The organism is Fodinisporobacter ferrooxydans, assembly GCF_022818495.1.
GTDB lineage: Bacteria > Bacillota > Bacilli > Tumebacillales > MYW30-H2 > Fodinisporobacter > Fodinisporobacter ferrooxydans.
Window position 1 is genome coordinate 713,632 of record NZ_CP089291.1, and the last position, 13,860, is coordinate 727,491.

A 13,860-nucleotide genomic window follows, 5' to 3' on the forward strand; every position below is an offset into this window, starting at 1 on the left:
CATCCCTCGCTTTCTATCGCTTATGACTCATTTGTATCCTTTTTCACTAGAGAAAGGATAATTTCAGCCAGAACTTTTGGGTCGTGTCGCGCATATGTCGAATATTGTAAAACATTGCGAACGATTACATGCAGTCCGAGTTTCCGCAATTCTTCAATATCTGCTTCCACAGGTTTCGCGCCTTGATCTAAGTATTTTTGCAAAACATAATCAGGGATGTCCGTCCGATTCACGAGTATCGTATCAAAGAATTGATCGCCAACGTGATCATATATAGTCTTCACATGTGAAGACGCATAATAATGATCCGTCTCCCCCGGCTGTGTCATGACATTGCATACATAAATCTTGCGTGCAGTGGAATTGCGAATGCGCTCGGCTACACCTTCAATTAATAAATTCGGCAAAACACTTGTGTATAAACTTCCCGGACCAATGACAATTATATCTGCCTGTTCAATCGCCTGCAGGACTTCCGGCAAAGGCTTTACATCAACTGGATCGATTTGCAGACGGGCAATGGCTTTGCCTGCCTTTGGAATATTCGATTCACCAATAATTTCTGTACCATCGGATGCTGTTGCAATTAACTTGATATCGTCTGCTGCTGCCGGAAGAACTCTGCCGCGAACGGCCAAAACCCGGTTGGCCTCCCGCACGGCAGACTCAAAATCACCCGTCACATGCATCATGGCTGCCAAAAATAAATTCCCGAAAGTGTGTCCTGCCAAACCTTCTCCACTCTTGAAGCGGTATTGCCACAATTTTTCTAATAATGGTTCTGTATCAGCCAATGCAACAAGGCAATTGCGAATATCACCAGGAGCAGGCATCGAAAATTCCGTCCGCAATCTTCCGGAACTGCCGCCATCATCGGCGACAGTAACAATTGCCGTAATGTTGACATCAAACTCCTTCAACCCTCGCAATAATACGGAGAGTCCCGTACCGCCGCCAATTGCCACGATGTGTGGCCGTCGCTGCGGAACAGGCGGATTCTTGATTTTATGGTTCACAGACGTACGTTCTCGCACCCAACCGGCGATCAAAAGTATAAGGCCAACTGCAAACGCAACAATTCCGACATCGGGAAGCTTTCGTCCGGCGGGTTGAAATGCCTCGATATGATCGAGAATCACCCCAAGGCCAAATATGCATGTTGTCCAAGCTATGATCCACCATGTTTTAAACATAGGATTACCGATCCTTGTTTACATCACGATGGCTGATCTGAATATGATCTTCATGGTGCAAATGTGCATATAACATCTCGGCAATCGCAACAGACCGATGTTTGCCGCCTGTACATCCAATGCCGATGACGATCTGGCTTTTTCCTTCTTTTTTAAATTGGGGGAGAAGGAAATCAATCATATCCAGCAATTTATCTGTAAAGGCTTTCGTCGTCGGCCATTTCATCACATATTCATAGACATCATGATCTTGCCCTGTTTTGGGCCGTAAAGAATCTACATAGTGAGGATTTGGCAAAAACCGCACATCGAATACCAAATCCGCATCGATGGGAATCCCGTATTTAAAACCAAAAGACAGGATATTGATCGATGGATGCTGTTCTTCCAAATTGGAAAAACGCTTATTGAGCAGATTTTTTAATTCTTGCGGTTTTAACTGGCTCGTGTTGATAATAATATCCGCCCGGCCGCGAATTTCTTCCAGTAATTTTCTTTCCTGGATAATTCCGTCGATCACGCGTCCCTCCGGCGCCAACGGATGCCTGCGCCGCGTCTCTTTATAGCGTCGAACCAGCGTTTCATCATTTGTTTCCAAAAACAAAATTTGATAGGGAATTCCGTTTTGTTCTTCGATTTCTTTTAATGCTTCAAACAAAGCTGTAAAAAAATCACCGCCGCGAATGTCACAGACGAGTGCTACTTTTGCAATTTTCCCTTGGGATTGAACGATTAATTCGCCAAACTTGGGAATTAATGCAGGAGGCAAATTATCGATGCAAAAATACCCCAAATCTTCGAGACTTTGCATCGCGACTGTTTTCCCGGCTCCTGATAAACCTGTAATAAGCAATAAATTCGGCGTCATTTCTGTCCCCTCCCATTCGTAGTCTAAGTGTATCAAAAGTTGCAACGAAAGAAAATGGAAACAAATAAAGCAAAAGACCGAGTTGCTGCTGCCTAACCCAGTCTTTCTCACGCACCGATGTAGCGTCAAATCCCTTGCAAAGTTCTTGAACGTATTAAAAAATCGCCAGTTTGGCGGCTCCGATGACACCAGCGTCATTGCCCAAAGTTGCCGGTACGATTTTACAAGCCTCAACTACCCGCGACAATGCAGCATCTTCGAACCCTTTCTGAATCAGATCAAAAAGAATGGCACCCGCTTTCGATACTCCCCCGCCGATGACAAAACGCTGGGGATTCAGGGTGTTCCCAATATAAGATAGAGCAAATCCGAGTGTCTCCATGGCTCGTTTGATGATTTCATTCGCCAAGGGATCACCTGACTTCGCCAGATCGACCACATCCTTTGTCGTCAGTTGATCGATTGGAATCTCTGCCAAACGCGTCGGTACGCCGGCTGCAAGCGCTTCTACCGCACTTTGCAGAATGGCAGTGGCGGAACTGATCGTTTCCAGACAACCGATTTTCCCACAATTGCATCTGCGCCCTTGCTGCGGATACATCACCAAATGTCCGATTTCCCCACACATGCCATTTGCACCGCGATGAATTCGGCCATCGATGATGATGCCTCCGCCGATCCCCGTGCCAATCGTTACGGCAACAACATGCTCGAATCCTTGCCCGCCGCCAACCCATGCTTCACCGATCGCAGCCGCATTTGCATCATTATCAAAATATACAGGAATGCCCAAATCTTTTTTCATGATATCGAGAATGGGAACATTGCGCCAATGCAGATTGACCAGCTGCTCGACAACACCCGCTTCATGATCCAAAAAACCAGGCAGGCCAATTCCCAAACCGCAAACGTCCGACCACTGCCATCCTGCATTTGCAACTACCGTTCGGGCCATCTCTTGCATGCGCTTAATCACATGATCCGCACCTTTGTCCGCTTCTGTCGGCCATTCGATTTTTGCAACAATCGTTCCTTTGCCCGTTACGGCAGCAGCCTTAATATTGGTGCCGCCGAGATCAATGCCGATTGCCCGGCTTTCCATAGACTCATTCATCGCTAATCTCCACTCCTGCATCTGTATGAAAATATAAAACACCTGTACTTGTACTATCGACCGCTAAAAATTCATACTTTCCAATAGTAAGAACAACCGGTTCCGCCGCCGGCATCAAGGAATTGCGGAGATGTCCGGCTCCGGCTCCCACTTTATGAGTTCCATATCTTTTGTATAATGAAACGTTCCGTGCAAAACAGATGGATCGTTTTTCATCAGAATATATTCAAACATATACCGGTCACCACCGGCCATAGGAAGTGTCAAAACATCATCCTTTGAGATCCATTGCAATACTCCTTCACGAGTTTCAGGAAGTAGCGTACCTGTCGCTTGGATCGAATGGAAGGAAAACATCATCCAATGATCGATTAAAGTATCCCCATCATAAATCATGACAGTAAATACACATCGTAAACGCGGCGCTTGGGGTTGCAATCCGGTCTCCTCCTGAAATTCCCGAATGACAGCTTGATACAAAGACTCCCCGCGTTCCACTTTGCCACCAGGAGCCACCCACCAGCCACGCCTCGGCTTTTGTAATATGAGTACTTTATCTTTGGATTCAAGTACGCAATTCGCGATTAACTGCATGAATTCATCACTCCCACCGACAATTAGAATACCATTTCTGCGAGAATGACTACAAGGCTTTCTCCTCTTTCCGTTACATGAAACTACGTACTTTTTGTCACAAACTTTTAAAGCAATTGTAACACAAATGAAATATTTCGGGAGTACTATGTAATTGTAACATTTGACCCCCTTTTAATAATATAGATAGTTCGGCGTGATCCTGGATCACGCCACTTTTTTTGTTCTTTTTTAAACGATACATTCACTACTCACTACAAACAAATTCTTCTCTCCCCTTCCCGCTTCGTAAGCTTCTGCCGATCGAGATGCTCCAAGAACGCAACGGCGATTTTACGGGAAGTTGCCGCTTGATCCCGAAATTCCGCCACAGTAAAAGCAGCGTTTTGCTCACACAGCTGCCGAACAATTGACACGCCTTGGTCAACTGTCTGTTTGGCCAGCCAGAGCTTTTTTTCAACTTCAACGATCTCACCCGTATGGCGCAAATAGCCGAGCAATTCCCGGACAATTCGTTCTTTTCCTTTGAAGAATTGTTCCAATTCATCTTGGAGAGGAGGCTGAAATCCTTTTGTAAGAAGTTCTTGCCGAATGGTTTGGAGTATCTGCTGCTCTGTTTTTGTAAAAACAGGCTGATACTCGTGCAAACGATAAAATTCCCCTTTTCGGTCAATGATCTCTTTTTCTTCTGCGTAGTACAGAATTTGATCGGAAACAACCGACTTCCAATCTGACCAGTGCTGGAACATATGACTGCGCGGGATCCACACATCATAACGCCGCTGCTTGTAATACTCTTCGGTAATTGCCGTTAACTCTCTCATTCGCTCTGCAATCCACCGTCGTTCGGTCAAAAGGGTTCCAGAAAGCATTCGTTCTACTTCTCCATGATCTTCAAGTGTTTGCAGTACTTGCGCCAATTCATCTTTTGTCTCTGCAATGCCCTCATTCATGCAAGCAGCGATGAACGATGGTTCCTCTACAAAAGGATGTTCCCGCATCCACTGCAACACCCTTCCGAAAATATCCATTTTTTCCCTTTGTTCGATTTCCTCTAAAATATAATCCCGATTTCTTCTATGCAACCGTTTGGGGTATGGATCGATCACCGTGCCACCCCCAATGGTAAATACGGGTGAGTAACTGCGAATGATGAACCGATCCTGCTTCTCGCACGCGATGGGTTCTTCCAGTCGAATTTGTGCGAGGGCATCTTCCCCAGGCTGTAGTTGATCCCGATCCAACAGTACGATACGCCCCATAACTTCTGCGGTGCCGATATGAAATCTTACCCGCGTACCATTCTGCAGCGCCTTCGGTGTACCTGACAGCAGTTTCAAGCGGATATCCGATAATTCCGTCGCCTCTAACGCTCCTGCCGTTGCCAACACAGACCCGCGTCGAACTCCATGTTTATCAATCCCCGTTATATTCACTGCAACTCTCTGGCCGGCATATGCCTGATCGACTTTCTCCCCGTGAACTTCCAGGGACCTCACCCGAACCGGAAGATCATCCGGATACAAATGCAGCATATCACCTGTACGCAAAGTGCCACGCCACAACGTTCCTGTAACGACCGTTCCAAATCCGGCTACAGAAAATACGCGATCAATGGGCATACGAACAGTTCCCTGTTTGCTCCGCGGTTCTGCCAGCTCCAACAATCGTTCCAATTCTTGCAAAAGTTCCGGAATTCCTTGCATCGTGACAGATGAAACCGGCAGAATCCTGGCGTTCTCTAAAAATGTTCCTTGCACTGCCGTATATACATCTTCTTGCACAAGCTCCAGCCAATCCGGTTCCACTAAATCAGATTTTGTCAATGCGATCACGCCATGCTGCAAACCAAGCAGTTGCAAAATCTCCAGATGTTCCCGCGTCTGTGGCATGACACCTTCGTTTGCCGCCACGATAAATAAAATGACATCAATTCCAACAGCACCCGCCAGCATATTGCGGATAAATCGTTCGTGGCCAGGCACGTCCACAACGCCAACTTTTCTTCCATCATGCAATTGCAACGCAGCAAAACCCAGATCAATCGTAATTCCACGCTCTTTTTCTTCTTTTAAACGATCCGTATCTTGCCCTGTCAACGCTTTAACCAAGGTTGTCTTCCCATGGTCAATATGTCCGGCCGTTCCAATAATCGAAAAAACCGACTGCATGCTGTCACCTCACTCCTGATTCCATGTACAAGGACAATCGCCTTACACAAAGTCGATCGTTTTTTGATTCCTATATAAATACATCCGGTCATATAAAAAAGCTTAGCCTAAGAGGCAGCTAAGCTTTTTGGATTCGTGTCGAACGCTTATTGGGTACAGTCAAAAATGGAATTGGCAATCCGAGTTACCGATGCAACCGATACGTCAAACATGCGGGCGACATCCGACTTCGAATGAAATTCAGGCAGATCGGATAGAGACGCATATACCAATCCGGCAGCCCATGCAGGAATTTTATTAATTCTTGGCGGTGAATCCTGGACGGTTTCCAAATACCGATTCCAAACGTAAAAAACACGCTCCAACACTCGCTCATATTGCCATTGAGGCAAATGGTCACGCAACATTTCCAGTGCGCACAAGACGATATTATGGACATTTGTCTTCCAAGCCTTATGACGCAATGGCAACAACTGGATTTGAAACGTCTCAAGCCGGTCATTTATGCGCACTTCACAAATCCCCTGTGCTCCGATATGGCGCAACACATATACAGCAAACAACTTCAGTGAGGCAAGTTCTTCACTCGTTTGAATAAACTCCCGCAGCACCTGTTCGATTTCTTGCCCGCCCATCCATGCAAATATATGAATCACTTGCAATTTGGTTTCTACGTCGCCGTGTTTTAAAGCCCAAAATAACGATGACCGAATAAAAGGATCCTGTTGCCAACTGTCAATCTTATTTTCCTGCAAATACTGTTGAATCCGGCGAAACTGTTCATGGAAGGGAATATGATACTGGTAACTCACCGTTAACACTGCGGATTCCGGCGCTTTTTCAAATTCCTCCAATTTGTTTAAATAATATTCGGCGACTTCTGAATGCCGATCCAACTGCTTGATCTCTTGCCAGTATTTGCGAGCTGCTTTTAAATTGCCAAGGTTTGCAGCAGCCGCTGCCACACAATGCAACAAAGAGATTTCCGAGCGATCGGTAAAGTGGACCAATTGTTTAAATAAATGGTACGCGCTCGCATGTTCGCCGAGAATCCCCATCGTTGTTGCCAATTTATACGTATGGTCGAAATTGAGCGGATACAATTTGCGCAATTGGGCGATGATTGTTTTTAACCGATCCTGTTTTCCCAGATGTTGAAAGTATACGGCTAAATTACAAATCGCATGAATATTGCTTGGATCATTTTCCAATACTTCCTCCGACAATGCAACTGCCTGATCCATTTGGCCCAAATAATAATAGGCCAACGAAAGGTTGTTTTTCGGCGCTGTGGCATTCGGAAACTCATGAATGATATTTTGCAGATGGACACTGGCTTCCATGAATTTGCCGGCTTCCAGCAATTTTCGCGCTTTGTCCTGGTCGGTCTGCTCTGTCAACTGTTCTTCCCGACGCTTGCGTAACACTTCTCCTCCGCCAAAATCTTCAATCAATATCTCCAACATTTCTTCCGCATCTTGAACAAATTCGCCTTTCGGTTCACATTGCAGGTACAAATCCGCATATTCTTCCGCCAAATCATATTCACCAAGATTGGCGAAGTTGTTGGCCATATAAAAATAACACTCGGACATGGATGAATCGATATCTTCCAAAATGGTTCGCAAAATCTCATTCGATTCTTCAAAACGCCCCAACTCGGACAAAACACCCGCCAGGTTGCAATGATGAACCGGGTTATCCGGCTCGTATTCTACCGCTTTGCGAAAATATTTTAATGAGCTTTTCAGATCCCGTCTGTCTAAGTGACGCAGAGCCCGCTCGAAAAAAAACGCGGCATCAAGTCGAAAGGGAATGACATTATCAGGCCGTTTTGGCCTTTGTTGAACTGTCTTTTTTGGTTTGTCCATCGTATCAACTCCCATCTTTTATGCTCGCGTCAAAAGAGAATGAAAATCCGCATCAACCAACAACGTTGTGGCAACAGTATATCACATTTAAAAAATCTCTGTCATTCCTTTACAGAATCCGACTCCTGCCAAATAATACTGATCGACCGGTGTTCGTGAATCCGCGAAATGGCTTCAGCCAGCAAGGGTGCCACGCTGACAATTTGCAAGCGTTCAAATGAACGCTCTTCAATGGGAAGCGTATTCGTGACAATCATTTTTTCAATCCCCGGATGATTCAATTTTTCCTGCGCCGGCGGAGAAAACACTGCATGTGTCGCACAAACAATCGCCGGCTTTGCGCCATTTTCCATCAGCCGCTCCACAACTTTCAGAATCGTTCCGCCTGTATCAATCATATCTTCAATAATGATCGGCGTTTTGCCTTTCACATCGCCGATAATATGTGTGACTGCCGCTTCATGATGTCCAGGTCTCCGCTTGTGGACAATGGCAAATGGCAAATCGAGCAAGTTGGCAAATTTTTCGGCCGTTTTTACTCTGCCGGCATCCGGCGATACGACGACCGCATTCTCCAACCGCAGCGTACGCACCGCTTCCGCCAACACGTCTAACGCCGTCAAATGCTCCACCGGAATATTAAAAAATCCTTGAATGGCCGGTGCGTGCAAATCGAAGGTGATAACACGCTGCACACCGATCGTCGTCAACATATCTGCAATCATCTTAGCCGTAATGGGTTCCCGCGGTTTGTCCTGCTTCTCCTGTCGAGCATAGCCATAATAAGGAATAATAGCATTAATTGTGCCCACAGAAGAGCGTTTTAAAGCATCCACCATCACCAAAAGCTCCATAAAATGTTCATTAATCGGCGGGCTAAACGACTGCAAAATGTAGACATCCTTACCCCGAACACTTTCTTCAAAGTTTACATAGATCTCGCCGCTGCGAAACCGCCCCAAACGGACATTGCCCAACGGTACTCTGATTAATGCTGCGACCTCTTCTGCCAATGCTTGGTGTGATAATCCCGAAAAAAGCTTCATAGGTTGTGACACGTACAGTCCTCCATTTCTTACCTGCTTGTTTCCTCAATTTGTATATGTATACGTAAAACAAATGTGAAAGTACCCATACAGTTGCCATGGTCTTTTGAAAATCTGTATAATGGATGAATATCGGAATGTTATGGAATGGGAGTCGTATGCATGCTTACATATAAAGAAAAGATCGCAAAACTGATTGAACCACATATACCTTTTGATGAATCCCAAACGTTGCGTTTGCTGGACTATCCACCCAATTCAAACATGGGGGATTTTGCGTTCCCTTGTTTTACGCTCGCCAAGGAATTGCGTAAAGCGCCGCAAATGATCGCTGCCGAGCTGACAAATGCAATCCCGAAAGTGGAATGGCTGGCTAATGTGGAGACGGTTGGCGCTTATGTCAACTTTTTTATCCAGCGTTCCTATTTCGCATTTGATGTTTCCACACAGATTCAAGATCATGCCGATTATGGAAAAAGCGCGGTAGGCAGCGGCCAAACGATAGCGATCGATTATTCGTCCCCGAATGTCGCCAAATCCTTTACTGTCGGCCATTTGCGTTCTACCGTCATCGGCAACGCCGTTGCCAATTTGCATGAATGGCTTGGCTATCAAGTAGAGCGGGTCAATCATCTCGGCGACTGGGGCACACAGTTCGGCAAGGTCATCGTGGCCTATAAAAAGTGGGGCAATGTCGAAACTGTCAAACAAAATCCCATCGATGAACTTGTGGATCTGTATGTTCGCTTTCACAGAGAAGCAGAAGAACATCCGGAGCTGGAAGATGAAGCCCGGCTGTGGTTCCGCAAACTCGAAGACGGCGACAAAGAAGCATATGAATTATGGAAGTGGTTTGTAGAAGTCAGTTTAAAAGAATTTGACCGCACATACCAATTGCTTGGAGTCGCCTTTGACCACTATCTGGGTGAAAGCTTTTACAACGACAAAATGGATGCCGTCGTCGCTGAACTGGAACAGAAGCAACTGCTGACGACAAGCGATGGCGCAGAAGTTGTTCTACTTGAAGAATACAACATGCCCCCCTGTCTGATCAAGAAGTCGGATGGCGCAACCCTTTATGCGACTCGCGATTTGGCAGCAGCGCTCTATCGCCACAACGTATTGCATGCAGATAAACTGTTCTACGTGGTAGGGAATGAACAAAGCCTGCACTTCAAACAAGTCTTTAAAGTGCTTGAACTGATGGGATATGAATGGGCAAAAGAATGTGTTCATATCGGCTTTGGCCTGATGAAATTCGAAGGGAAAAAATTTTCCACTCGCAAAGGCCAAATTATTCGGTTGAATGAGGTTTTGGAGCAATCCATACAGCGTGTTGATGCGATCATTGAAGAGAAGAATCCAAATCTTCCCGAGCGGGAGCAAATCGCAAAAGATGTGGGAGTCGGCGCGATCATTTTCAATGATTTGAAATCCCATCGCTTGCATGAGATCGATTTCCGCTGGGAGGATATTTTGAATTTTGACGGCGAAACAGGCCCCTACGTTCAATATACGCATGCCCGTTGCTGCAGTCTGATGCGGAAAGCGGAATGGCAGTTGGCAGATACGGATGTAGCCGCATGTGACTTTTCCCATGTCTCCGATATTGAATGGGAACTTTGGAAATTACTCGGAAATCTGCAAGATACCGTCCAGCGGGCCGCTGAGCAGCTCGATCCATCGATCGTCGCCCGCTACGTGATCGATATTTGTCAACAATTCAACCGTTTCTACCATGAAACAAAGATTCTGACGGACGATGCTGTTCACCGTATGACAAAATTGGTGATCGTCGCATGTACACGCAATGTCATTGCGAAATCGTTAGCCTTGCTGGGTATTCAAGCGCCGGAAGCGATTTAAAGTTGAATCAATCAATCAATCGATCGCATGGATGGATGCCTTCATGCATGAAGGCATGAAGGCATGAAGGCAAATGCATAATCAGATGCATGAATCCGGTGGAATGTCAGCAACGGATTTCCAGTGGCGAGCGGATAAAAAAGCATCTCAATCTACTGAAAAAGTGGAATGAGATGCTTTGCTTTTCCGTTATTCCTTGATTGCAATTTTTATTGCGAGATTTTTACTGCAATCAGGCTGCCTGCAAAACGATCTTACTTTTGTTTCGCGCTTTGCCGATCATGTCTGTTTCGCAGCTCTTGCAATACGTCTGTCAACGGCAGTTTCGAGTGGCGCAATAAGACGAGCAAATGATAAATCAAGTCCGAAACTTCGTAGCGCAATTCCTGGTTGTCCTGATTTTTCGCAGCAATGACAACTTCAGTAGTTTCTTCTCCGACTTTTTTCAGAATCTTGTCCAAACCTTTTTCAAACAAATAGGTTGTATAGGCGCCTTCCGGACGTTCCGCATCCCGCTCTGCAATCAGTTCTGCAAGTTCCGGCAGAATGCCGTACACATCGCTGTAGCGAATGTCCGAATGATTTTGTACTCCGCTGTTCCCATCTTGATTCGTCAAGAGATGGCTAAAACAGGAATACGTGCCTTCATGGCAAGCAGGACCTGTCTGATTGACCAGAACAAGCAGCGTATCTCCATCACAATCATAGGAAATGGAGACGACCTGCTGCACATGCCCGGATGTTTCCCCTTTATTCCACAACGCTTGCCGTGAGCGGCTCCAAAACCAGGTAGTTCCCGTTTCTACTGTTTTATCGAGAGATTCTTGATTCATATATGCCAGCATCAACACTTGCTTGCTTTGCGCATCCTGGACAATCGCCGGCAGCAATCCGCTAACCGGATCAAATTTGAGTTGCTGTAATGCATTCATCGCATGGGTACCCCCTTATTCCGTAAGTATTCTTTCACTTCTCCAATCGAAGTTTCTTTGAAATGAAAGATACTTGCTGCCAATGCAGCATCTGCTTTACCATCTGTAAATACATCGTAAAAATGTTCCTTGGTGCCGGCACCGCCAGACGCAATGACCGGAATACTGACCGCTTCCGCTACCGATCGCGTCAATTCCAAATCATACCCATCCCGTTGACCGTCCTGATCAAAACTGGTAAGCAGAATCTCCCCTGCACCAAGACTTTCCGCACGCTTGGCCCAATCGATCACCGTCAGCCCTGTCTTCGTCCTGCCGCCGTGAATCAAAACTTCCCAATCGCCCAGTTTGCTGTCAAAACGTCCGTCAATGGCCACAACGATGCATTGTTGCCCGAATCGTTTCGCACCATCGGCGATCAGTTGCGGGTCCTTGACGGCGGAAGAGTTCATCGATATTTTATCCGCGCCCGCTTTTAAAATCGTGCGGATGTCATCTACGGATGCAATGCCCCCGCCGACGGTAAACGGAATGAATACCTGCTCGGCCGTTCTCTTGACAATGTCCAGCATGATGGAGCGGCCTTCATGGGATGCGGAAATATCCAGCAAGACCAATTCATCCGCACCTTGCTCATCATAAAAGGCTGCAAGCTCAACAGGGTCTCCCGCATCCCGCTCGTTATCCATAAAGCTTTGAAATTTGACAACCCGTCCATCTTTCACATCAAAACACGGGATAATTCGTTTTGTAAGCATCTATGTCACCTGCCATTCACTCTGAAAATAAACGGAACCGAAAATATTCGACACTTGAATATCCGATACTTGAACACCTATGCTCTCATGACGCTCCGAATGGCTTCGGAGAGCTGGATGGCGCCTGTATACAACGCTTTGCCGATGATTGCACCTGCAACCCCCTGATCGGCATATGTTGACAGTTCGACCAAGTCATCGATGCTTTTCACGCCGCCGGAAGCAATCACCTGCAAGCCGGTCTCCTTGGCCATTTGTACAATCGCCGGTGTATTCGGACCTGTCAGCGTGCCATCCCGGGCAATATCCGTAAACACAACGCGCGTGGCGCCATGTGCCGCCAATTCCTTGCCCAAGTCAATCGCTTTTACATCTGCCGTTTCCAGCCAGCCGTTGACAGCCACCATCCCGTCTTTCGCATCAAGGCCAATGACGATTCTTTCACCGTATCGCCGCAATGCTGCTTTTACAAACTCCGGTTCCTGCACTGCTGCCGTACCTAAAATGCAGCGTTCCACACCCAGCTCGAAATACGACTCCACTGTCTCCATCGTCCGAATGCCGCCGCCGACTTGCACAGGCACATGGACAGCTTGAACAACCGCCTCAATCACGCTGCGATTTTTCCGTTTCCCATCCTTCGCGCCGTCAAGATCGACGACATGGATGAAAGCAGCCCCCTGCTCTTGCCATTGTGCTGCAACCGCCGCCGGGTCCTCATGATACACGGTCATGGCGGCATAATCCCCTTTATATAGGCGAACCGCTTTGCCGTCCCGAATATCAATGGCCGGATATAAAATAAATTCCCGTTGTTCTGTGCCCATTATAAAACAACCTCCCGCGTGACCAGCTTGCCAAAGTTGGCCAGCAAACGCAGGCCGATATGGCTGCTTTTTTCCGGGTGGAATTGAATGCCGATCACGTTATCCTTTGCCACAATGGCTGGCACATCTTGAAAATAGTCGGTTGACGCCAGGACAACCGCCGAATCTTGCGGATCTACATAATAAGAATGCACAAAGTATACATGGGATCCTTCTGTCACGCCATCCAAAATGGGATGCTCGCGTTTGAATTGCAGTTGATTCCAACCCACTTGCGGAATCTTAAAATCTCCTTGAAACCGTCGCACATGTCCTGGGATAAAATTCAGTCCTTCATGGAGTCCATGCTCTTCACTCGTTGCAAACAGCAACTGCATGCCAAGACAAATGCCAAGAAACGGTGTGCCGTCTTTTACGACTGCACGGATGGGTTCAAGCAGTCCCGCCTGCCGGATATTTTCCATCGCATCGCCAAAAGCGCCAACTCCCGGAAGTACGACACCGTCTGCTTGTAAAATGTCTTCCTTCTTGTTTGTAACGACCGCTTCATAGCCGACATTCAGAAATGCTTTCTCAACACTGCGAAGGTTGCCCACCCCATAGTCGATAATGGCAATCAT

The 13,860-nt window shown here is 46.7% G+C and carries 12 protein-coding genes; 1 reads left to right on the top strand and 11 read right to left on the bottom strand.

Features of this window, described 5'->3' with window-relative positions; translation table 11 throughout:
• Positions 1 to 20 precede the first annotated feature (20 nt).
• The 7 genes from LSG31_RS03495 to LSG31_RS03525 all read right to left on the bottom strand — a co-directional run bounded on the left by LSG31_RS03495 (position 21) and on the right by LSG31_RS03525 (position 8,869).
• On the bottom strand, positions 21 to 1,193 hold the full coding sequence (locus tag LSG31_RS03495) for a gluconeogenesis factor YvcK family protein (protein WP_347438023.1): 1,173 nt from the start codon (positions 1,191 to 1,193) through the stop codon (positions 21 to 23).
• Between the two features lie 4 nt (positions 1,194 to 1,197).
• Positions 1,198 to 2,061 (bottom strand): RNase adapter RapZ, encoded by an 864-nt coding sequence (rapZ, locus tag LSG31_RS03500; RefSeq protein WP_347438024.1) that lies wholly within the window; start codon positions 2,059 to 2,061, stop codon positions 1,198 to 1,200.
• A gap of 154 nt (positions 2,062 to 2,215) precedes the next feature.
• On the bottom strand, positions 2,216 to 3,175 hold the full coding sequence (locus LSG31_RS03505; protein ID WP_347438025.1) for an ROK family glucokinase: 960 nt from the start codon (positions 3,173 to 3,175) through the stop codon (positions 2,216 to 2,218).
• Between the two features lie 114 nt (positions 3,176 to 3,289).
• Positions 3,290 to 3,769, bottom strand: coding sequence for an NUDIX hydrolase (locus LSG31_RS03510; RefSeq protein ID WP_347438026.1), 480 nt, complete (start codon positions 3,767 to 3,769; stop codon positions 3,290 to 3,292).
• A 254-nt stretch (positions 3,770 to 4,023) separates the two neighbouring features.
• Positions 4,024 to 5,940 carry a selenocysteine-specific translation elongation factor gene (gene selB / locus LSG31_RS03515; RefSeq protein ID WP_347438027.1) on the bottom strand — a complete coding sequence of 639 codons (1,917 nt, stop codon included), beginning with the start codon at positions 5,938 to 5,940 and terminating at the stop codon, positions 4,024 to 4,026.
• A gap of 146 nt (positions 5,941 to 6,086) precedes the next feature.
• Positions 6,087 to 7,811, bottom strand: a complete 1,725-nt coding sequence (locus tag LSG31_RS03520) for a tetratricopeptide repeat protein (protein WP_347438028.1) — start codon at positions 7,809 to 7,811, stop codon at positions 6,087 to 6,089.
• Between the two features lie 101 nt (positions 7,812 to 7,912).
• Entirely contained in the window at positions 7,913 to 8,869 is a 957-nt protein-coding gene (locus LSG31_RS03525) for a ribose-phosphate diphosphokinase (protein ID WP_430734237.1), read from the bottom strand.
• 150 nt (positions 8,870 to 9,019) lie between these two features.
• On the opposite strand from LSG31_RS03525, the gene argS reads away from it, so the two are divergent.
• Complete coding sequence (gene argS, locus LSG31_RS03530) at positions 9,020 to 10,723, top strand: arginine--tRNA ligase (RefSeq protein WP_347438029.1); 1,704 nt, start codon at positions 9,020 to 9,022, stop codon at positions 10,721 to 10,723.
• A 254-nt stretch (positions 10,724 to 10,977) separates the two neighbouring features.
• On the opposite strand, the gene hisIE is transcribed toward argS, so the two are convergent.
• From hisIE to hisH, 4 genes are all read right to left on the bottom strand, one after another.
• Positions 10,978 to 11,655: a bifunctional phosphoribosyl-AMP cyclohydrolase/phosphoribosyl-ATP diphosphatase HisIE gene (gene hisIE, locus LSG31_RS03535; RefSeq protein WP_347438030.1), complete on the bottom strand. Its 678-nt coding sequence runs from the start codon at positions 11,653 to 11,655 to the stop codon at positions 10,978 to 10,980.
• Positions 11,652 to 12,413 carry an imidazole glycerol phosphate synthase subunit HisF gene (gene hisF, locus LSG31_RS03540; protein WP_347438031.1) on the bottom strand — a complete coding sequence of 254 codons (762 nt, stop codon included), beginning with the start codon at positions 12,411 to 12,413 and terminating at the stop codon, positions 11,652 to 11,654. The genes hisIE and hisF overlap by 4 nt, the downstream gene beginning before the upstream one ends.
• Before the next feature lie 77 nt (positions 12,414 to 12,490).
• Positions 12,491 to 13,240 (bottom strand): 1-(5-phosphoribosyl)-5-[(5-phosphoribosylamino)methylideneamino]imidazole-4-carboxamide isomerase, encoded by a 750-nt coding sequence (gene hisA, locus LSG31_RS03545; RefSeq protein WP_347438032.1) that lies wholly within the window; start codon positions 13,238 to 13,240, stop codon positions 12,491 to 12,493.
• The gene (hisH, locus tag LSG31_RS03550; protein ID WP_347438033.1) at positions 13,240 to 13,860 is read right to left on the bottom strand and encodes an imidazole glycerol phosphate synthase subunit HisH; all 621 of its coding nucleotides are present in this window, start codon (positions 13,858 to 13,860) and stop codon (positions 13,240 to 13,242) included. Before hisH ends, hisA begins: the two co-directional genes overlap by 1 nt.